The sequence below is a fragment of the Paenibacillus cisolokensis genome (assembly GCF_018403665.1).
GTDB lineage: Bacteria > Bacillota > Bacilli > Paenibacillales > Paenibacillaceae > Paenibacillus_AH > Paenibacillus_AH cisolokensis.
In genome coordinates this window covers 13,140-33,272 of the sequence record NZ_BOVJ01000116.1, presented here as the reverse complement: position 1 = coordinate 33,272, position 20,133 = coordinate 13,140, and the positions used below count along the sequence as shown (strand labels likewise).

At 57.2% G+C, this 20,133-nt stretch carries 19 protein-coding genes and 1 pseudogene; 2 read left to right on the top strand and 18 right to left on the bottom strand.

All coding sequences use genetic code 11. From position 1 onward, the window contains the following. Positions 1–218, top strand: a 218-nt coding sequence (locus PACILC2_RS16210) for a hypothetical protein (protein ID WP_213529506.1), incomplete at its 5' end; no start/stop codon positions are given. Here the strand turns inward: PACILC2_RS16210 and PACILC2_RS16205 are convergent. The 7 genes from PACILC2_RS16205 to PACILC2_RS16180 form a co-directional block, all read right to left on the bottom strand. Beyond that, positions 158–1,762 (bottom strand): response regulator, encoded by a 1,605-nt coding sequence (locus tag PACILC2_RS16205; protein ID WP_213529504.1) that lies wholly within the window; start codon positions 1,760–1,762, stop codon positions 158–160. The genes PACILC2_RS16210 and PACILC2_RS16205 overlap by 61 nt on opposite strands. Beyond that, positions 1,759–2,436: a sensor histidine kinase gene (locus PACILC2_RS28760; protein ID WP_307860611.1), complete on the bottom strand. Its 678-nt coding sequence runs from the start codon at positions 2,434–2,436 to the stop codon at positions 1,759–1,761. The genes PACILC2_RS16205 and PACILC2_RS28760 overlap by 4 nt, the downstream gene beginning before the upstream one ends. After that, positions 2,364–3,605: a cache domain-containing sensor histidine kinase gene (locus tag PACILC2_RS16200; RefSeq protein ID WP_307860610.1), complete on the bottom strand. Its 1,242-nt coding sequence runs from the start codon at positions 3,603–3,605 to the stop codon at positions 2,364–2,366. Before PACILC2_RS16200 ends, PACILC2_RS28760 begins: the two co-directional genes overlap by 73 nt. Beyond that, positions 3,602–5,131 (bottom strand): extracellular solute-binding protein, encoded by a 1,530-nt coding sequence (locus PACILC2_RS16195; protein WP_213529502.1) that lies wholly within the window; start codon positions 5,129–5,131, stop codon positions 3,602–3,604. Before PACILC2_RS16195 ends, PACILC2_RS16200 begins: the two co-directional genes overlap by 4 nt. 147 nt (positions 5,132–5,278) lie before the next feature. Beyond that, a complete protein-coding gene (locus PACILC2_RS16190) occupies positions 5,279–6,142 on the bottom strand; it encodes a sugar phosphate isomerase/epimerase family protein (RefSeq protein WP_213529499.1) in 864 nt (287 codons plus the stop codon). Beyond that, entirely contained in the window at positions 6,139–7,029 is an 891-nt protein-coding gene (locus tag PACILC2_RS16185; protein WP_213529497.1) for a sugar phosphate isomerase/epimerase family protein, read from the bottom strand. The genes PACILC2_RS16190 and PACILC2_RS16185 overlap by 4 nt, the downstream gene beginning before the upstream one ends. A gap of 2 nt (positions 7,030–7,031) precedes the next feature. Next, positions 7,032–8,099: a Gfo/Idh/MocA family protein gene (locus PACILC2_RS16180; protein ID WP_062495180.1), complete on the bottom strand. Its 1,068-nt coding sequence runs from the start codon at positions 8,097–8,099 to the stop codon at positions 7,032–7,034. A gap of 157 nt (positions 8,100–8,256) precedes the next feature. Here PACILC2_RS16180 and PACILC2_RS16175 point away from each other — a divergent pair, with 157 nt between their 5' ends. Continuing rightward, a complete protein-coding gene (locus PACILC2_RS16175; RefSeq protein WP_213529495.1) occupies positions 8,257–9,276 on the top strand; it encodes a nucleoside hydrolase in 1,020 nt (339 codons plus the stop codon). A gap of 191 nt (positions 9,277–9,467) precedes the next feature. Here PACILC2_RS16175 and PACILC2_RS16170 read toward each other — a convergent pair whose 3' ends face one another. From PACILC2_RS16170 to PACILC2_RS16120, 11 genes and pseudogenes are all read right to left on the bottom strand, one after another. Further along, positions 9,468–10,760, bottom strand: a complete 1,293-nt coding sequence (locus tag PACILC2_RS16170; RefSeq protein WP_244863567.1) for an ABC transporter substrate-binding protein — start codon at positions 10,758–10,760, stop codon at positions 9,468–9,470. A gap of 119 nt (positions 10,761–10,879) precedes the next feature. Then, entirely contained in the window at positions 10,880–12,079 is a 1,200-nt protein-coding gene (locus PACILC2_RS16165) for a helix-turn-helix transcriptional regulator (protein ID WP_213529493.1), read from the bottom strand. Then, positions 12,076–12,543 (bottom strand): response regulator, encoded by a 468-nt coding sequence (locus tag PACILC2_RS16160; RefSeq protein ID WP_213529491.1) that lies wholly within the window; start codon positions 12,541–12,543, stop codon positions 12,076–12,078. The genes PACILC2_RS16165 and PACILC2_RS16160 overlap by 4 nt, the downstream gene beginning before the upstream one ends. Next, the gene (locus tag PACILC2_RS16155) at positions 12,521–14,302 is read right to left on the bottom strand and encodes a cache domain-containing sensor histidine kinase (protein ID WP_213529489.1); all 1,782 of its coding nucleotides are present in this window, start codon (positions 14,300–14,302) and stop codon (positions 12,521–12,523) included. The genes PACILC2_RS16160 and PACILC2_RS16155 overlap by 23 nt, the downstream gene beginning before the upstream one ends. 104 nt (positions 14,303–14,406) lie before the next feature. Continuing rightward, positions 14,407–15,252: a carbohydrate ABC transporter permease gene (locus tag PACILC2_RS16150; protein WP_213529486.1), complete on the bottom strand. Its 846-nt coding sequence runs from the start codon at positions 15,250–15,252 to the stop codon at positions 14,407–14,409. Then, a pseudogene (locus PACILC2_RS16145) lies at positions 15,249–16,207 on the bottom strand (carbohydrate ABC transporter permease). Before PACILC2_RS16145 ends, PACILC2_RS16150 begins: the two are co-directional and overlap by 4 nt. Before the next feature lie 166 nt (positions 16,208–16,373). Then, on the bottom strand, positions 16,374–17,021 hold the full coding sequence (gene fsa / locus PACILC2_RS16140) for a fructose-6-phosphate aldolase (protein ID WP_062495195.1): 648 nt from the start codon (positions 17,019–17,021) through the stop codon (positions 16,374–16,376). A gap of 15 nt (positions 17,022–17,036) precedes the next feature. Further along, positions 17,037–17,441, bottom strand: a complete 405-nt coding sequence (gene ndk, locus PACILC2_RS16135) for a nucleoside-diphosphate kinase (protein WP_062495197.1) — start codon at positions 17,439–17,441, stop codon at positions 17,037–17,039. A 91-nt stretch (positions 17,442–17,532) separates the two neighbouring features. Next, positions 17,533–18,498, bottom strand: coding sequence for a class II fructose-bisphosphatase (glpX, locus tag PACILC2_RS16130; RefSeq protein WP_062495199.1), 966 nt, complete (start codon positions 18,496–18,498; stop codon positions 17,533–17,535). 30 nt (positions 18,499–18,528) lie between these two features. Beyond that, positions 18,529–19,335 carry a pyruvate, water dikinase regulatory protein gene (locus tag PACILC2_RS16125; protein WP_062495200.1) on the bottom strand — a complete coding sequence of 269 codons (807 nt, stop codon included), beginning with the start codon at positions 19,333–19,335 and terminating at the stop codon, positions 18,529–18,531. After that, positions 19,332–19,964 (bottom strand): helix-turn-helix transcriptional regulator, encoded by a 633-nt coding sequence (locus tag PACILC2_RS16120; RefSeq protein ID WP_213529515.1) that lies wholly within the window; start codon positions 19,962–19,964, stop codon positions 19,332–19,334. Before PACILC2_RS16120 ends, PACILC2_RS16125 begins: the two co-directional genes overlap by 4 nt. Positions 19,965–20,133 lie beyond the last annotated feature (169 nt).

Genomic DNA, 20,133 nt, shown 5'->3' with positions numbered 1-20,133 from the left:
TTTTTCGGTACCCAGCGACACAATGTTTCCATCGGCTGCGCCTCGGGCGGGACGCGCTCGCCGCTCGCCGGCCGCTCGAGCAGAGCGCCCGCGCCGCGAACCGAAGCCACAGCAATGCGCTCGCCGCTCGCCGGCCTGCCTTAAAGCCGTACGGCGCTCACGGCTTCATCTCGCCGGGCGTGACGCCCCAATATTTGCGGAACACTTTCGTGAAATAGCTGACGTCCCGGTAGCCGGTCCGCCGCGCGGCATCGTACACTTTGCCGCCTTCAAGCAGCGCGGCCTTCGCCCGCTCCATCTTGCGCTCCAATACATAGGCGGAAAAAGGAACGCCCATTTCCTGCTTGAACAATCGGCTCAAATAGGAGGGGTTGACGTACAGCCGGTCGGCGACCGTATGCAGCGTCATTTCCTGATCGAGCTCGCGTTCGACGATATTCAAGATTTGCTTTACGACCTGGTGGCTCGTCTTTTTCCGCTGGCTCTGCATATAGTCGCAAATATGGCGGACGGTCCGGACAAGGAGCGACCAGGTCTGGTCTTTGCTGCCGAGCAGCTTCACATTTTGAAAATAAACGATATCGTCGCGGACAACGTCCTTGACCATCCAGCCTTGCTTCTGGATGATACGGACGAACAGGCTTTGCAGATGCAGCACCGATTCCAGCGCTTCGTCGGACGTTTCGGCCCGGTCGTAGCCTTCGTTCCACAGAACGATGAGCGCTTCGAGCGCTTTCTGCTCGTCGGCCGTTTCCAGCGCGATCGCCAGCGTCTGCTCCCCGCCGGAGCCGATCCGAACCCGCCGCTCCCGCCGCTCCTGCTCCCGATACGGGATCGCGATGCCCTGGCCGTAAACGATACGCTCCTGCAGCGCGCGGCAAGCCTGCTCGTACAGAAGGTGCAAATCGCCGATATCCCCCGTGCCGGAACAGATCCCCGCGCTGGCGGTCAGCTTCAGCACCTCCTTCGTATGGAACAGCAGCTTGTCGACGGCATCGTGAATGCGCAGCATCGCATCGTTCGGATCGTCGCCGGGTTCGAACAGGAAGACGAGCAGCACGCGGCCCTGCGCATCGCCGCATACCCAGCAGCCCGGACGGGTCAGAAGCTCCTTCGCCAGACAGAGCAGCGAAAACTGCAGCAGCGGGATATCGCCCGAGCCGAATCGGGGACTGTCCTCCGGCACCGGATCGATATCGACGACCGCGGCGGCCGCCTGCGTCCCGTCCGTCACGTCGACCTGAACGTCGGCGCCTCTGGCCAGCACTTCCCACCGCGCGTACTTCCCGCCGACCCAATGCTGAAAGAAGCTGTTCTGCAAATGGGGCAGATGCTCCGTCCATTTTTGCCGCAATTCGGCCCCGGTCTGCCACTGCTTCATGTCTTCGCGCAGCTCGTTCGCCGCGCTCAGCACGGCGGACAAAATGTCTCCTTCTCCCGCGGGCTTGAGCAAATATTTCATCACGCCGAACTCGATCCCGTTCCGCGCATATTCGAAGTTGTCGTGACCGCTTAAAATAATGATTTTCATCCTGCTTCTGTCCTGCTGCCGTCTCAGATTGCCGATGAGCGCCAGTCCGTCCATCTCCGGCATCTGAATATCGACCAGGGCGATATCGACACGTTTGCGTTCCGCCAGCTTCAGCGCCTCCCGTCCGTTAGGGACGGCGCCTACCACTTCGATCCCGTGTTCTTCCCACGGCATGTTATGCGCGAGCGCGCTGCGAAGCCGCGGCTCATCCTCCACGATCATCAAATTCATGCCGTTCTCTCTCCTATCCCGCGATCCGCCGGGACGTTCGCATCGGATGCCGGATTGTCCCGGCACCGTTCCAACGGAATGGCGAGTGTGACGATCGTCCCTTCTCCGAGCCGGCTTTCGATCATCATGGCCGCTTCGCTGCCGTAATAGAGCTTCAATCTCGTGAGCACATTTCGCAGCCCGAACAAATCTTTCCAATCCTCGCCATCCGCGGATACGATCGGGGCATGGGCGCGGGCAATCAGTTGAAGCTCGCTTTGCACGTACTGCAGCCGTTCCTCGCTCATCCCTTTGCCGTTGTCCCGGACGCTGATCTTGACCGTCCTCCGCTCCTCGATCCAGCTGGAAATGATCAGCCGCCCGCCTTCTTCCTTGCCCTCAAGGCCGTGCAAAATCGCATTTTCCACCAGCGGCTGAAGCAACAGCTTCAGGATCGGAACGGACTTGCTCGCCTCGTCGAGGCGATATTCGACCGTAAAGCTGTCCAAAAACCGGATTTGTTGAATGCGGATATAATAGTGCAAATGCGAGACGCTCTCTTCGAGCGAAAACGACTGCCGGCCCTTGTTCAGGCTGAGGCGGAAAAATTTCGACAAATTCATCACCATTTCGCCGATTTCGTCAGCCTCGTAGTTTTTCGCCGACCAGTAGATCGAATCGAGCGTATTGTACAAAAATGCGGATTGATCTGGGATTGGAGAAGCTGCAGCTCGGTTCTCGCCACGCGCAGCTGCTGCTCGTAATGATCCTCGATCAGACGCTTCTGCATATCCGCCATCCGGTTGAACGAATCGATCAGAAAACCGAACTCGTCTTTCCGGCCGTTGTGCAGCCGGACATTCAGCTGTCCTTCGCCGAACTGCTTCATGCCGCGGGTAAGCTTGTGAACGGGATACGCGATGCTCCGGTAGACGAGCAGCGAGATGCCGACGGCCAGCAGGATGCTGACCGCGATAATGACGACCGTAAACATCCGCAGTTGGTCCGTCTCTTCGTACAGCTCCCGCTTCGGCTGCATAAGGGTCAGCTGCCAGCCGGAATACCCGGAGCCGATCGTTACCTCCAGCTCGCTCGCGCTCGGCTGCGGCACGGCGCTTATCCCGTCCATTCCGGATGTGCCGGCGATCAGCCGCCCTTGTCCGTCCCGCAAATATATGCCGGCTTTCGGGGAAGGCAGCAGCATCTTGATCGCCTGCAGCAGCTTCATCTTATTCAGCGTAATCAACAGAACGTTCGGCTGTCTGTCCGTATTGTACAGATCCATCATGCGCACCAGCGTCACGCTGTCGGTATCGAGCATTTGGCCGAACGTCTCGTTCCGGGCGACCCGCTCGTCCGGCATGACGTAGCGGATGCCTGTGCCGACGGTTGCGGCAAACCGCCCGAACCAGTCCCGATGCGGCTCCGATGCGAGTCTTCTGCCCCCGATATCGGTCGAAATCATCATATCCGAGGCATGATGATAAACCGATATTTGCGATAAATAATGATTGACCGCGCCGATGTTGGACAGCTGCTTGAGCAGCTGGGCGAAATCGACGATCATGTCGGGCGACAGGCTCGAGCCGTTCTTGTTCAGCATCTCCACCAATCCGGCGTCGGTCGCGATCAGCGTCGAGATTTCTTCCACATTTTGCAGCGTCAAATCGATATGATCCATGACCGAGGCCAAAGCGAGCCTGTTTTGCTCCACAGCCTGATCGTACACGATGCTGCGCGATTTGCCGACGGCAAACAGGCTGACGGCGACGAGGGGCAGCAGAATAATGAGGAAATAGACCGTCAGCCGAACTTGAATTTTGCGGGAAAACCGGTGCAGCAGCCAGCGGAAGAACGGAATCACGGGATGGCTCCCTCGCTCTCCTTGTTCTTCCGGGCGTACCACTCGTTCACTTCCCGCGTCATTTCATCACCGCCGGCTTCCCGCCACTGTTCCGCAAACCGGTCGAAAGCGTCGAGAGGCTCGATGCCCATTACGATTTTCGTAAACAGCTCCTCCATTTTCAGTTCATTCAATTTCGCCCTGTATTTGCTCATCGCCTCCGTCGGCGCGCCGGTGAACGCATTGGGGATGGCATGGGCTTCAATCCGCCGCAGGTTGTCGTACAGATCGAAATCGCCGAGCGAATCGAGACGCTGCTTGAACAGAACGGGATCCTTCACATCGACCAGCGCCTGATACATCCCTCTGTACAGATGCTTGTCATGCTCCGCGAAATTGGTGACGATCCGCCCGTCCTGCAAGCTCCATATCTCGTTTTCGAAGCCGAGCTTGAGTGTCCGGTGCCCTTCTCCCGCGATAAAGTTGAGCATGCGGATGACGCCTTCCGGATTGGCCGCACCAGCCGGCACGACATTGTAGCCCCTTATCATCTCCTGCGCATACGTGCCGTTTCTGCCGTCCTTGCCGGTCGGATACGGGAGCGCGATCCACTCGGCGGACGGATCTTTCGCTTTGCTGGCGGCGATCGGACCGCGGGTATCGTACCAGGTAGCCGAATACAAGCCGACAACGCCGTTCTCAATTTTGTCGTGCAAGTTTTTCAGACGATTGAGCGGAAATTCCGGATCAAGCAGTCCCTCGCCGTACAGCCGTGCGAAAAAGGCGAGCGCTTCCTTCGTTTCCGGCAAGACGCTGCCGTAGACGAGCCTGCCGTCTCTTTCGAGCCACCTGTCGAGCTGCGTGCCGAACGCGCCGAAGAACGGACCGGAACGGCCCAAATTTTCCGTCATAATGAGGCCGAGCGTATCGTCTGCGCCGTTGCCGTCCGGATCGTCCAGGGTAAACGCCCGGATCACCTCGTAGTATTCGTCCAGCGTAACCGGCGGCTTCATCCCGAGCCGGTCCAGCCAGTCTTTGCGCGCATAGACGATCTCGGTGCCCGGCACTTCGTTCAGGCTCGGTACGGCATAAATATGCCCGTTATAGCTCACCTGCTCCCAGGCTTCCTCCGGAATGAGCTCCTTCAGCGCAGGACCGAAGCGGTCGATCAACGATTCGAGCGGCAGCAGCGCCTTGCGCTTCGCATAGCCGTCCAGCCAGACGGGATCGAACGTGTGAATCAGATCCGGCACGCTGCCGGACGACATCAGGACATCCAGTTTTTCCTCGTACACTTGCTGGGGCGGAAGGACGACGCCGATATCGAGTCCGGTATGGGTCTCGATGTAATGCAAATAAGGATTGTCGTTCTCGTCCATGCCCGGAGGGAATGTCATGCCGAGGCTGTTAATGACGATGGTCACCGGCTTTGCTGCGCTTTCGGCCGGACCGTCGCCATTGTTCACCTGAACGCCGCCGTTCAGGCAGCCGGTGATGAGCCATATCGACATCGCCGCTACAACAGCCGTTATCGAGCTTCTCTTCATCGTCTAACCCTCCTTGACTTTGCGCGACCAAGGAACCTGAATCGTCAGGCTCCGAAACCGGATTGCCACAGGACGGATGCGGGAGCAGGCCATTGCGGAAAAAGGGCGCTTGCCGGCCGATGGCCGATAAGCGCCCCGCAGTATTTTTTATACTTCGTTCCAAATCCGCGCCACATTGGCCAAACCGATTCGGGAACCGGTGCGGCAATCTTCCATGCCTTCGAATTCGAGCGACAGATAGCCGTCGTAACCGGACGATTTCACAATTCGCAGCACTTCGTACAGGTCGATATCGCCATGGCCGGCGATGGCGCCGCGCAAATAGTTGCCGGCCGCCGTACGGAACCAGCCTTCGCCGGGATTGCGGTCCTTGCCGCGCAAATAAAAGTCTTTGATATGCACCATCGATGCGATGCCGATGTTCGCCCGGACCGCTTCGACGGAATTTTCATCGGCGCACATAAAATTGCCGATATCGAGCGTCGTCCTGAAATTCGGCCGGTTGACTTCGGCGACAAGCCTTTGCACCCGCTTGTGCGCCTGAATGTAATAGCCGTGATTTTCCACGCTTGTCGTAATGCCGTATTGTTCGGCATATTCCGAGATGATAGCGCACGCTTCGACCAGCGCCGGAAGATCGCGCTCGAACCGCTCGTCCGTCGCTTCCGCCGGCGGCAGGGAGGCGACATCGTGGCGCATCAGCTTGACGCCGAGCGCGGCGGCGATGTCGACCTGCTCCTTCACGCGCTCCAGCTCGCGCTTGAAGTCTTCGCGCGTCGGCTGCAAAAACTGGGCGCCGATCGCATAGTTGGATACTTCGATGCCGGCCGCCTCGGCCGTTTTGCGAATATGCTCTACGAGTTCCGGATTGCCTGTCAGCTCGAAACCGATCGGAACAATTTCCACATGCTGGCCGCCCTGCTCGGCGATCCAGTTGATCACATCGGCAATATTCATTTCGCCCGCCCCGATCGCCCGGGACAAGCTGTAGGAGCTCAATCCTAATTTCACGACCGCACCTGCTCTCTGTAACGTTTAATAAATTCGACGGCATGGCGGATATCCGCCTCCGGATTCGCGCCGACCTCGCGCTCGATCGTCAAATAGCCTTTGTAGCCGATATCCGCAAGCGCCGCAAAATAGGCGTCGAAATCGACTTTGCCTTCGCCGAGCGGCAGCTCCTCGAACAATTCGCCCGCTGCCAGCATCCGGGCGATTTTTTCATGCTCCATCTTGTCGAAGCCGAGCGCTCCGTATACGATGCGGGGATCGACTTCCTTGTGGCGCACGCCGTCCTTTACATGCGTATGCACGATATAGTCTTTGAGCGTATAGACGCCTTTCACCGGATCGTCGCCGGTCACCATAACCATGTTCGCCGGGTCGAAATTGACAGCGACGCCTTTGCCCGTCAACGTTTGCAGAAAACCGAGCAATCGTTCGGCCGTCTCCGGCCCCGTTTCAATTGCAAAATGCGCATTCATGCTGTTGGCGTAGCGGGCCAGCTCGTCGCATGCTTCCTGCATGGCGGCAAACACTTCGCTGCTTGGGTCCTCCGGCACGATGCCGATATGGGTCGTCACCACATTCGTTCCGAGTTCGACGGCCAGGTCGAGAATCCGCTTCGATTTCTCCACCTTCCCGGGATTGGCCTGCCTGTCCTGGAAGCCGTGGCCGCCAAGGTCTCCGCACAGCGCCGAAATTTCCAGTCCGAGCGAATCGATGTAGTCGCGCAGTTCCTTGCGGGCGGCGGCGGACAGATTGTCCGGGTCCATCTCGCCGGATACGGCATAAATTTGCACGCCTTCCGCGCCTACCGCTTTGGCTTTCTTGAGTCCTTCGCGCACGCCGACGCCGAAGCTGTCGACGATAACGCCGATTTTATTGGTAATGGTCATTCTTATGCCTCCTCGAACACGATCTCGCGGCCCGTCTCGGCCGACTCGTAAATGCCGCACAGTATTTTCATGATCTCGACGCCGTCATCGACCGGGCTGAGCGTTTCTTTGCGGCCGAGCGTCGCATCGATAAAGTGGTTGATTTCCGATTGGAACGCCGCCCCGAAGTTGAACGACAGATGGTCAACCTGCGGCGCCCAGTTCATAATAATGTCGTTTCGTTCCGTAATGAGCGCCAGTTCGGGCTCCAGCTCCGCCCCGCCCTTGTCGCCGAACAGCTTGACCGCCGTCTCGTCCTTCTTCGCATGCAGCGTGAAGCTGACGTCCACCATCAGGGATGCGCCGTTCTCGAAACGGATCAGGGCATTGGCCATGTCCTCGACCGTATTTTTCGACGCGTCGTAATCCGCCGCTTTGTAGAACGACAGATGGCGGACATTGCTGCGGTTGCCGAGAAGATGATAGGCGCTGCCGCTGATCGAGCGCACTTTCGGGCGCCCCATCAAGTACCAGCATACGTCGATCACATGAACGCCGATATCGATAAGCGGGCCGCCGCCGGAACGCTCCTTGTCGGCGAACCATCCGCCGGGATTGCCGAGCCTTCTCAGGCTGGAAGCTTTGGCGTAATAGATGTTGCCGAGCAGGCCGTCGTCGATAAACTGCTTCAAAATTTGCGCGTTCGGGTCATAGCGGCGCACAAATCCGACCTGCAGCACCTTGCCTGTCCGGCGGACCGTTTCCTGCACCTGCAGCGCCTGCTCGACCGTCTGGGTCATCGGTTTTTCGACCAGAACGTGCTTGCCGGCTTCCAGCGCCGCAATGCTGATCGGCGCATGCGTATTATTCCATGTGCAAATGCTGACGGCATGGATTTCAGGCAGCGCCAGCAGTTCATTATAATCGGTAAATACATGCGTGGCGCCGTATTTTTGCGCGCTGGCCTTCGCCCGTTCTTCGTTCAGGTCGCATACGGCGTAAATCTCCACTTCCGGATTGTTCCGGTATGCGTCAAGATGGACGTTCGAGATCGAGCCTGTGCCGATGACGCCGATTTTCAGTTTGCTCATCTTGCAATCTTCTCCTTTCAACAGCCTTCAATTGTGGTGCCTCTTTTTCATATTCGGTGCAAATTCGCTTTGCCCTTCTACATTTCGAAGAAAATCTCGTTTTTTTTGTCTGTTCCCGGAGGAAGATGGCTAATGCCGGAATTTGCAGCCAAAATGCATGGCCGCAACAAAAAAGCGGGCCTGCGCCACCGCGCAAACCCGCCGCAAGGCCACGCCTTTGCCTGTAGAAAACCACTTTCGAAACGAATTTCATTGTATGATATTAGATATGGAAAGGAGAAATGCCTGTGACAACAAAAAAGTATTGGTAGACACCGATATAGGGGGCGATATTGACGATGCTTTATGTCTGGCATACTTGCTCGGCCATCCCTCATGCGAATTAATGGGGATCACAACGGTAAGCGGAGAAGTTGAAAAACGGGCGATGATCGCCGATGCGATTTGCAAGGTTGCGGGAAGAAACGTTCCGATCCATGCGGGCGCTGACAAGCCATTGCTTCCGAGCCCGCTGTATCCGAAGCCCGACGGTGCGGCCAGACTGTCAAACTGGGCACATGAAACGGCTTTCCAAAAGTACCGGGCCGTTGATTTCTTGCGTCAAACCATTCGCGAAAATCCGCATGAAATCTCGCTTCTGGCTATCGGTCAACTGACCAATATCGCTTTGCTTTTTCTGATCGATCCCGAAATTCCCGAACTGATTAAAGAACTGCATATCGTTTGCGGCGTATTTTCGGATGAATTGCAGACGAGTCCGGATATGCCGATGGCGAACTGGAATTCGTGGGCGGACCCCCACGCTTGCGCGATTGTTTACCATACAAACGTGCCTGTCCGCAGAACTTTCGGACTCAATGTGACAACGAGGCTTACGCTCCAAAGACGCGAGAAAGCCGATCTTTTTAGCACCGATATAATGAAAGCCGTGGAAGATTTCGGTTCACCGTGGCTGGAAAACAACGTGATGACCTTTCACGACCCGCTTGCGGCCGCCTGTTTGTTCGAACCTCAAATATGCGAGTATCAAAGAGGTTTTATCGATGTGGAGATCAAAGACGAGCGGACCCTTGGCATGATGCATTTTCGCCCAAGTGATGACGGCTGCGGTGAAATTGCAACGTCCGTGAACCGAAATCATTTCTTCGAGCATTATTTTTCGATCGTTTGCAGATGAACGGAATCAGGCCGGCGAAGGGTACCGACGGAACGCCGGGCTCGTCGCTTCGCGAGGCTCACCGTTCCGCAGGGGTCACCGCTTCACCGGCCAGGTCGGCCGCTTCGCCAGGTTCACAGCTGCGCTTTGCCGGCGGCGGCATTCGCCATCCCGCGAACGCCGAGCGGCCAAAGGCCGGCCGCCGGCAGCGATCAACTCTCGATCTCCTTCGAAATTTTCACGACCTCTTCCCACGCCTGTTCGGGGGTAATCTTGTCAAACATAACCATCTGCACAATGTTCTCGTATTCTTTGTCGAATTTCGACCAGCCGCCCTTTGAGCCCGGGCCCGGATCGAACGTCTGGGCGTTCTGGGCCACCCGGTTGATCAGGTCGATTCCCATCTTGTCGACATCCGAAAATTTCGGTTCCAGATGGGAAAGCATCTTTTTGGAGACCGGCACCCCGCGCGAGGTGGTCAGGATGTCCGCCGCTTCCGTGCTGTTGATAAACCAGTCGATGAATTTGATCGCTTCATCTTCATGCTCTCGATCGGGACTGACGCTCCAATACATCGAAGCTTTCAGCCAACTGGACCCTTGTTGGTCGGAAGGGGCCGGAATGACCGCCAACTGGCCGGGCTTCAGACTGTCAAAGCCGCCGACTTCCGCCGCATGGCTGCCGCGCATCAGCACTTTCTCCTGAGCGAGCAGATCCGCTTTGGCGTCAAACTGCTTGTCGGAAACCGTGACGTCCGGCGGCGGCACGAGCCCGTTCTTCCGGAACTCGGCAAACGTCTTCATCCAGGTAAGCCACGTTTCTTTGTCATAGTTAAATTTCCCGTCCGATGTCCGGGGCCATCCTTTGCCTTTCGCCAGTTGGTAAGCGCTATAAAATCCGCCGTCGGTCGTCAGATCCTTGACCAGATATTGATCCTTGGCGAGTTTCGGCTTCGCTTCCCGGATGAGCCGGAAGAAATCGTCCCACGTCCAGTTGTCCGCCGGGAGCGGAATGCCGGCTTTTTCGAAGATCGCCTTGTTGTAAATGATGCCCCAGGCGTTGTTTCCAAGCGGCACGGCATACAATTTGCCGTCGTACGTACCGGTGCTGAGCAAGTTCGGATCGACATCTTCCACATTTACGGCGGACAGGTCCGCAAGCCGGTTGCTTGCCGCCCAATCCTTGAACCAGGCCGGGTCCATCTGGAAAATATCGGGGGTATTCCGCGCAGCGGCTTGCGTCGTCAGCTTATCGATATAACCGTCGAATCCCTGGAATTCCGGTTCGAAGGTGACGTGAGGGTTCTTCTTGGTATACGCTTCCAACGCTTTCAAGGTCGCGTCGTGCCGCGACTGCGGTCCCCACCACATAATCCGCAGCTTGACGGACGCGGCGCCGCCTTCAACATTGCCGGATTGATTTTGCTCGCTGGCCGCGGCGCCTTCTTCTTTTTTACGCCACAGGCCGAGAGCGCGGCCGACAGCAGCAGAACAAGCGCCAACCAAACCATCCGATGGGTCATCTTCATTTCGGTAACCCCTTTCATTTCTTTGTATTCGTTTTCAAACCCATCGTACCAGTTTGCCTATGGAACGTGTATGAGAGGAATGCACAATCTATTTCACTATGTTCCGAATTGTTCGGACTTTCTCCGGCCGTCAGCGGCGGCATCAATCGGACCTTTTAGCAGATCGGTCGGATTCATGCCGGTATGCTTTTTGAACAGGGTGGAAAAGTACGGCACATTGCGGTATCCGACCTTTTCCGCCACCTCATAGATCAGGTGCTTCCCTTCCAGAATGAAACGCTTCGCCTTCTCCATCCGGACGCGGGTCAAATAATCCTGAAACGTCTCGCCGGTCGCATTCCGGAACAGCGTACTCAAGTAATTTCGCGACAAATGCACCTGATCTGCAAGATCGCTCAAACGAATATCCTCCGCATAGTGCGCATGAATGTATTCAATCATGTAATCGACCGCCTGCCGGTGCCGAAGGTTGTCCCCGTTGCGCTGCAGCCGCCGGCAGATCGAGCGCGTCTTCTCTTCGAACCATTGGCTGAGATCGGCAGGGCTCTGAAGCCGGGAAAGCTCCTGCTGGACGGCGTCATCCGCAAACAAGTCCTCCAGGGAATACCCTTCTTCATGAACCGCATAGGCGAATATCGTCCACAGCTCGGCCGCAATCCGCCGGACGTCCTCCGGAAAAACGCCGCCGTCCTTCGTCCATTCGCCGACAAACGCGCGAATCCGCCGAATCGTCCGCTCTTCCTGCAGCAAGCGGATCGACTCCGCCACTTCCTGGTAAAACGGCACCCGCCGGATGCGGCCGCCCGCCATTCTCGCTCCCGGGATAACCGGCAGGCGGCGGATATTATCGTCTCCGGCAAGCGAACCGCTCGCATCGGTCAGCGCTTGAAACGCCTGTTCCGTGGAAAGAACGATCTGCCGCGGTCCCCGCTGCCGCTCGCCTATTCCGATCCGGATGGAGAGCTGGAGATAGTGCCGGATCTCGTCCGTCAATATCCGGCACAATTCGTTCACCTGCTCATCCGTGGCAGGACGATGCTCCGGAATCGGAAGCAGCACCGCCAAATAGCGGTAGTACAATTCCAGCACGGCCGCTTCGGGCCATCGCGCCTGCAGCAGCTCTTCCATAATGTTCGCGACGGCGAACCGGAACAGATGAGTGTCGGAACGCCCCGGTTCGACAAGACGCGGCGACCCGGCAATCTCCACGGCGAGGACGACGAACTCCCGTTCGGGAAGCCGGATTTCTCCCGACTCCCGCATCCGTTCCAACCGGGGATCGTAAGAACCGGTCACAAGCGACTTGAGACATTCTTTTCCAGATAAGGCCGGAATTGGCTTACCTGCTCCATCAACTCATGCTGTTCTTGACGCTCGGCCGCTTCCTCCTCCAGGCTCCGAATGACCTTGCGGAGCACGTTCCGAATCGTCGCGATGCTGACCGGCTTGGTCAAATAATCCGTCACCTCGAGCCGCAGCGCTTGACGCGCGTATTCGAAATCGGAATAGCCGCTCAAGATGACGAACCGGCTCGTGCATCCGCTTTGCCGAAGCGCCTCGAGCATTTCCAGCCCGTTCATCACAGGCATGTAAATATCCGTGATGACGATGTCCGGATTCGCCTGCCGAACCAGTTCCAGCCCTTGCTTCCCGTCTTCCGCTTCCCCCGCGTATACGGCATTCAACTCGCCCCACGGAATGATGTTCCTCATGCCCGCCAGCACCTGCCGGTCATCGTCAATGATCGCGATCCGCCACATGGGAGCGTCCTCCTTCCGGTTTCTCGCGGAGCGCCGGAAACGACAGCGTTACGCTGGTTCCGCCCGACTCCGGCGCTTCCGCTACGATTTTGCAATCGATTCCGAAATAAGCGTCCAGCCGCTCTTCGATGTTGCGAAGGCCGTAGCCGCCGGTTTTCCGGTTCCGGCGTTCCCGCCAGTCTGCCGCCAGTCCCACGCCGTCGTCCGTCACCTGCAACCTTATCCGGCCATCCCGGACATCCGCCAATATCCGCACCGTGCCGGAATGTCGGCCGTGAAACCCGTGAACCATCGAATTCTCGACCAAAGGCTGAAGCGTCAGCTTGGGAACATACAGCGTCAAACAGTCGGGTTCCACTTCCGTTTCGACCGCCAGTTCCCCTTTCCAGCGCAGCTGCTGGATTTCCAGATAGCAGAGCGTATGATTCAGCTCCTCCTCCAACGTAATCCACGTTTCCCCGTTCGACAACGTCGTGCGGAACATGCGCCCCATCAGTTCCAGAACCCGGCTCATCATCTCGTGGCCCGCTTCGATCGCCATCCAGTTTAGTTGGTCGAGCGTATTGTAGAGGAAATGAGGATTGATGCTTGCCTGCAGCGCTTGCAGCTCCGCTTCTTTCTGCCGGGCATACTGCGCCTGCTGGGCCGCATAAAGCTCGTCCACCCTCTCCCGCAGCTTGCGGAAACCGCCGAACAGGCTTCCGAATTCGTTGCGGTAATCGTTCGGCAGCGGCGTGTCCGGCTGGTGGATGGTGAACCCGGACATGGAGCGAACCAACAGACGGACCGGACGCGTGAACTGCCTTGACAAATACAGCGTAAGCAGAAGAGCCGGCAATAACGCCGACAGTCCGAGCATAAACAACGTCAACGCCAGCCGCCAACTGCCGGAAGCGATCTCCCGCCAGGGCGTAATCTCGATGAGCATCCATCCGTCGGGAAACGCCTTCGACCAGACCATCAGCGCTTTTTCTCCGGACGATGCCCCCCGCTCGCCGTCGCCGCCGCGATTCATCGGCATATACCCTTCTTCCTTTTCAAGCCCGCGGACGACCTCAAGCAGCTCCGGCGTCAACCGAGTTACGCTGTCCGCCGTCATCGGCCGATTTCCGGAATCAAGCAGCAGCCGCTGCGCTTCGCTGTTGCGCCGCAGCACGGATTCAAACGCTTCCAATTTCACATTGATCACGATCAGCCCCATATAGGCAAGATCCGGGGCATAAATTTTGCGGGCAAAGCTGATCACCTTTTTGCGGCCGCGATCCGTCACCACTTCCCGCTCCGGAATCCAGACAAAATCGGATTTCGCGGCAAGGTCGTACCAGGCTTCACCCTGCAGCCGATCGTGCGGAAGCATCGCGATGTCTTCCTTCTCGCCGATCACAATCGGATCGTACATATAGATTTGGATGGAAAATATAGTCGACGAACTGATAACCTGACCTTTTAAGTTATTGATCACATTTTGGTAGCTCCGGTATTTTGCGTACGCATCCCGGCGGATGGCCAGATGTTCCAGCAATGCGGGATCGCGGGCGATGGACAGCGACGTCTGCTCGATCGACTGACGCAGGATGCCGAGCTGCTGGTTGAGCTCTTTTAACAATCGGGCTTGATAGACCGACGTGTTTTCCGCCAACTGTTGCGAGGACAGCCGGAAAGCCCCCCAGCCGACAGCGGCAAGCAGCAGCAAAATCAGAAGGGCGAAGCTCCCGAACAACAAGATGTCGATTCGCCAGCGTTTGAACGGATGCTGCATGGAAGCCCTCCTTAGCCACCCGGTGGCGCCGTGTGGAACTTGTCGGACGAATTTGAAAAGACTGCGCAAAACCGAACGCAGCCCTTTTCGTGTCCTATATTATATCACCCTTTCAGCCCGGTTGTGGCGATGCCTTCGAGAAAGTGCCGCTGCGCCAGGAAGAAGACAAACACTTGAGGGAGGATCGAGACGAGCGACATCGCGAGCAGCTGCCCCCAGGCGGTGGCGGACTGCGTATCGATAAACATGCCGAGCGCGAGCGGAACGGTGTATTTATCGATCGAGTTCAAATAAATCAGCGGTCCGAAGTAATCGTCCCAACTCCAGAGAAACGAGAAGATCAATACCGTAACCAAGGCCGGCCGGGTCAGCGGCATGACGATCCGCCAGTAGATGCCCCACCAATTGCAGCCATCCAGCTTCGCCGATTCGTCCAGCTCACGGGGCAGACCGCGGATAAACTGCACGAGCAGGAAGATGAAAAACGCGCCCCCGGTTGCGCTTGGCACGATAAACGGCCAATACGTATTGATCCAGTCGAACTGATGAAACATCGAGTATTGCGGAATCAGGACGACCTGTCCGGGCAGCATAATCGTCATCAGCAGCAGGGAAAACCAGAGCTTCTTCAGCGGAAACTGCAGCCGGGCGAACCCGAACGCCACCAAACTGCTGGAGATCACCGTCAGCACCGTCGTCGTCATGTTCAATTTCGCGCTGTTCAGGTAGAAGTACGTAAACGTATACTTGGGAAGCGCGTTCCAGCCGTCCGTAAAATTGCTCCACATCGGCTTCTCCGGAAACAAGGTCGGCAGACTCAATTCGGGCACGGTCTTTAACGATGCGCCGATCCACCAGAGAACGGGATAAAACATGATGAAGCTGAAACCAAGCAGAAAAACGTGCCGAAACACCGCTTGGAAACGCTTGTCCGCCACTCGCCGCGTCATCGTCCGCCTCCCCCTTCCGTTTCGTAAAAGACCCAGTATTTCGAAGCGACAAAATTGATCGTCGTGGCCAACGCCACAATAACCAGCAAAATCCAGGCGAGAGCGGAAGCATAGCCCATTTCCAGATTGGCAAACGCTTTGTCGTACAAATAAAGCGCATACACTTCCGTTGAATTAATGGGGCCGCCTTCCGTAATAATGAACGCCGAGGTAAACATCTGGAACGATCCGATCACGCCCATGACCAGGTTGAACAGCATGACCGGCGAAAGCATGGGCAGCGTCACATGAAAGAATTGGCGAAACTTGTTTGCGCCGTCCACGCTTGACGCTTCGTACAATTCCTTCGGAATTTGCTTCAGACCGGCCAAAAAGATGATCATCGCCGATCCGAACTGCCAGACGCTGAGCAGCACCAGCGTCCCCAGCGCGGTTTCCGGGAGGCCGATCCAGTTTTTCGGAGCGATGCCGAACCAACCCGCCACGGCGTTGACGAATCCGTCCACTCCGAAAATATTCCGCCACAACACCGCCACGGCCAGACTGCCGCCGATAAGCGAAGGCAGGTAAACAAGCGTCCGGTAAAAGGACATGCCGCGAATGTTTTTGGCCAGCAGCATGGCGATGAACAGCGCTGCCGCAAGCCGCAACGGCACCGAAGTCAGCACGTAAAGAAACGTCACTTTCAGCGAGTTGTAGAAGAACCGGTCGCGGAAGAGGTCCCGGAAGTTGTCCAGACCGATCCAGTTCGGCTTCTCCAGCAGGGAATAGTCGGTGAAGGAAAATAAAGCGATTGGATCATCGGCCACAGCGTTAAAATGAAAAAGCCGATCAGCCAGGGAGAAATAAACAAATATCCGGCAACGGGAGCGTCCCATCTTGCCCGAACCCGGCGGACCAGGCGGCGGAAAGCCGGGACTGCCGTCGGCTGATTCGCGGCCAGCGGTTTCGCCATGTCTGTCACCCCTTCGGTACGTTAACGTGTAACTTCAGTATACCGGGGGCATCTGAAGCGTAAAATGCGGGAGATCTCCAAAAATTTCACTATGTTCACAAAAAAAAGCTCTCCCCGTCATCGCCATGATGACGTTGGGAGAGCCCCGCTTCTATGGCGGCCGCGTTTACTTGCCGCTCATTTTGTTCCAGTCGCTCAAAAATTTCTCGATGCCGATATCTGTAAGCGGATGCTTCCATAGCGACGGCAGCAGCGATCCCGGAATCGTCGCGATATGTCCGCCGGCAATGGCGGCCTGCTCGACATGCGCCAGGTTGCGGACGCTTGCCACTATGATTTCGGTCTTGAAGCCGTAATTGTCGATAATCGTCTTTAATTCGCGGATCAGGTTCATGCCGCTCACGCCGATATCGTCCAGCCGGCCGACGAACGGGCTGATGTAGGTCGCTCCCGCCTTGGCGGCCATCAGTCCCTGGGCTGCGGAGAATATAAGCGTCACATTCGTTTTGATCCCTTTGGCGGCCAGCGCATGGGTCGCGTACAGGCCGTCCTCGGTCATCGGCAGCTTGATGACGACGTTCGGCGCCCATTGTGCGATTTCTTCGGCTTCCCTCAACATGTCTTCCGCCTTCGTGCTGATCACTTCGGCGCTGACAGGCCCCGGCACAATGCTGCAGATTTCCTGAATGACCTCCTTGAAGTCGCGTCCTTCCTTCGCGATCAAAGACGGGTTCGTCGTCACGCCGTCGACAAGTCCAAGCCTTGCGATCCGTTTAATCTCTTCTACATTGGCCGTGTCCAGAAAAAATTTCACGATCGGTTCCCTCCTTCAATTGTTTCCGAAAAACAAGCCGATTTCACGCTCGGCGCTTTCCGGAGAGTCGGAGCCATGCACGACGTTGTAGTCCACGACAAGACCGAAATCGCCGCGAATCGTGCCGGGCGCAGCATCGGCCGGGTTCGTCTTCCCGATAATGGAACGGGCATTCTTGACCGCATCCGGTCCTTCCCATACCATGGCGAATACCGGACCGGACGTAATGAAGTCTACCAGCTCGCCGAAAAACGGCTTCTCGCGATGTTCGCTGTAATGCCGCTCCGCCAGTTCGCGGCTGACCGTCATGACCTTTCCTTCTGCAAGTACGAGACCTTTGCGCTCGAAGCGGGAAATAATTTCACCGACCAGTCCGCGCTTGAATCCGTCAGGCTTTACCATTACAAACGTTCGTTCCATAGCGATCACGACTCCCTTGTCGAATTATGGGTTACTTACGGACTTGCGACACTTGCGACAATTGTGACAATTGCGACTATTACGTATAGCTTCAAGATTGCAGCAATGGCTTGGAAGGCAAGTAATGCAGTGAACGAATGTACCGGATCGTACGGGTCTGCGCACGCATGACGATGGAATGGGTTTCCGCGCGCTGGTCGGCCAAGTATCGGACGCCGCCCAGAAACTCGCCCGGCGTGACGCCGGTCGCGGCAAAGATGACGTCTCCGCTGCCGACCATGTCGTCGATCGTCAACAGCTTGCGCGGATCGGTCAGTCCCATGGAGATGCAGCGCTGCTCCTGCTCGTCGTTCTCCGGCATCAGTCTGCCCTGAATTTCGCCGCCGAGACATTTGAGCGCCGCGGCTGCCAGCACGCCTTCCGGCGCGCCGCCTGACCCGACATACAGATCGATGCCGGCTTCGGGGAAGGCGGGCGCAATCGCGCCGGCCACGTCTCCGTCCGACAAAAACTTGATGCGCGCGCCTGTCGAGCGCAGTTCTCTGATGATCCCGGCATGACGTTCCCGGTCCAAAATCATGACCGTTAAGTCGGACACTTTCTTGCCGAGCGCGAGGGCGGCTTTCTCGACCGTAATGCGAACCGGATCGTTCAGGTTGAGCTTTCCGGCCAGCGCCGGCCCGACCGCCAGCTTCTCCATATACATATCGGGCGCGTGCAGAAGCTGGCCTTTGCCGGCGACGGCCAGTACGGACAGCGCATTATTGAGCCCTTTGGCCACAATCTCCGTTCCTTCCAGCGGATCGACCGCCACATCGAGCTCCGGTCCTTGCATGCTGCCGACCTGTTCACCGATATACAGCATAGGGGCCTCGTCCATTTCACCTTCTCCGATGACAACGGTTCCCCGGATCGATACGGTATCGAACATGGCCCGCATCGCCTCCGTCGCGGCGGCGTCGGCGGCGTTTTTGTCGCCTCTGCCCATCCACGGCGCGGAAGCCAGGGCAGCCAGCTCCGTTACCCTCACCAATTCCAGCGCAAGTTCCCGTTCCATATTCAGCCCCCTTATACCGTCTTTCCACGTTTATGCCGTTTCATTCAACCAGTCGATAATGATTCCCGCCGTTTCCTCGATCGCCCGGTTCGTCACATCGATGACAGGGCAGCCGAGCGACGCCATCACCTCGTCGGCATAAGCCAACTCCTCGGCGATCCGCTCGGCGGAAGCGTACTGCGAGCCGAACGGCAGGCCGAGCGAGCGGAGCCGCTCCGAACGGATGCGCAGCAGATGGTCGTGCTGCATTTGCAGTCCGACGATCAGCCGGTCGCGGTTCGCGATCAGCTCGACCGGCGGCTTCACCTCCGGCATCAGCGGCAAGTTGGCCACCTTGATGCCCTTGTGCGACAAGAAAATGCTGAGCGGCGTCTTGGAAGTACGGGAAACGCCGATCAATACAACCTCGGCTTCGACAAGACCGCGCACGTCCTTGCCGTCGTCATATTTCACGGCGAATTCAATCGCTTCGATCCGGCGGAAATAGGCGTCGTCCATCGAGTGGAGCAGCCCCGGCTCCCGCTTCGGGAAGCTGCCGAACGTATCGACGTACGCCTGCAGCATCGGCCCCATGACGTCAACGGCGCGCACGCCGCGGCGCTGCGCCTCTTCGCGCATCATTTCGCGAAGCTCGGGCTGGACGAGCGTAAAAGCGATAAACCCGCCTGTACGGGCCGCCTCCGCCACGATGCGAATAATTTCATCCTCCGTTTTAATATGACCGTACCTCTTCAGACGGACACCGTCGGACGGGAATTGGCGAAGCGTCGCCTTGGCCACCGCTTCGGCCGTCTCCCCGACAGCGTCCGAACAAATATAAATGATCGGTTCATTCATTCGGTTGCCGTTCCTCCTATTATTCCGTCCGCCGTCAAATCCGCCATGAGACGAATGACGTTCGATTTCGCGATCCAACCGACAACTTCCGGCTCTTTGCCGCCGTCCGGGTCGATGACAGGCAGGCAATCGACCTGATGCGCAATCATTTTGCGAATCGCTTCGGTGACCGGGTCTCCGGGAGCGACCGTTACGATATTGGGGTAACGCGTCATCACCATGCTGACCGGAATGGCGCCGGCGTTCGGATTTCCGAGCGTCATCTTCAAAATGTCTTTCGGCGTCACGATGCCGACAAACCGCTTCTGTTCGTTCACAACGAGCAATGTATCCGCATTTTCCATAAACAGCGCAACGACCGCGTCATGCAGCGAAAGCGTATCCGGCACGTTCACCGGAACGCCCATCGCTTCGCCGACCTTCATGCTTTTCAGCTTCTGCAGCGCAGCGTTCTCGACGCGATAGTCTTTGCCGACGAAATAGCCGACTTTCGGCTTCGCATCGATCAGACCGAGCATGACGAGGAGCGACAAGTCGGAACGGAGCGTCGGGCGGCTGACCCCCAGCATTTCGGCCAGCTGCTCCCCCGTTATCGGCGCATGCCGCTTGACCAGGTTCAATAGCTCCATCTGTCTCGCTGTCAAATTGATGCCGCATTCCCCCTCGCTTGTCCATTACGGATGAATCCGTTTAACATCACGTAATATTAAACACCTTTTTCACGAAATAATATATCATAATTAAAAATAGCGTACAATAAATAAACGCACATTTTACGGCAGGGCATCGGTTTTGCTC

What these genes read in the sequence shown, in the direction of transcription:
- PACILC2_RS16205 (WP_213529504.1), bottom strand. Translation starts at nt 1,762, where the DNA reads ATGAATTTGATGATCGTGGAGGATGAGCCGCGGCTTCGCAGCGCGCTC.
- PACILC2_RS16195 (WP_213529502.1), bottom strand. Translation starts at nt 5,131, where the DNA reads ATGAAGAGAAGCTCGATAACGGCTGTTGTAGCGGCGATGTCGATATGG.
- PACILC2_RS16185 (WP_213529497.1), bottom strand. Translation starts at nt 7,029, where the DNA reads ATGACCATTACCAATAAAATCGGCGTTATCGTCGACAGCTTCGGCGTC.
- PACILC2_RS16180 (WP_062495180.1), bottom strand. Translation starts at nt 8,099, where the DNA reads ATGAGCAAACTGAAAATCGGCGTCATCGGCACAGGCTCGATCTCGAAC.
- PACILC2_RS16175 (WP_213529495.1), top strand. Translation starts at nt 8,257, where the DNA reads ATGGCCGCAACAAAAAAGCGGGCCTGCGCCACCGCGCAAACCCGCCGC.
- PACILC2_RS16160 (WP_213529491.1), bottom strand. Translation starts at nt 12,543, where the DNA reads ATGTGGCGGATCGCGATCATTGACGATGACCGGCAGGTGCTGGCGGGC.
- PACILC2_RS16155 (WP_213529489.1), bottom strand. Translation starts at nt 14,302, where the DNA reads ATGCAGCATCCGTTCAAACGCTGGCGAATCGACATCTTGTTGTTCGGG.
- PACILC2_RS16150 (WP_213529486.1), bottom strand. Translation starts at nt 15,252, where the DNA reads ATGACGCGGCGAGTGGCGGACAAGCGTTTCCAAGCGGTGTTTCGGCAC.
- ndk (WP_062495197.1), bottom strand. Translation starts at nt 17,441, where the DNA reads ATGGAACGAACGTTTGTAATGGTAAAGCCTGACGGATTCAAGCGCGGA.
- glpX (WP_062495199.1), bottom strand. Translation starts at nt 18,498, where the DNA reads ATGGAACGGGAACTTGCGCTGGAATTGGTGAGGGTAACGGAGCTGGCT.
- PACILC2_RS16125 (WP_062495200.1), bottom strand. Translation starts at nt 19,335, where the DNA reads ATGAATGAACCGATCATTTATATTTGTTCGGACGCTGTCGGGGAGACG.
- PACILC2_RS16120 (WP_213529515.1), bottom strand. Translation starts at nt 19,964, where the DNA reads ATGGAGCTATTGAACCTGGTCAAGCGGCATGCGCCGATAACGGGGGAG.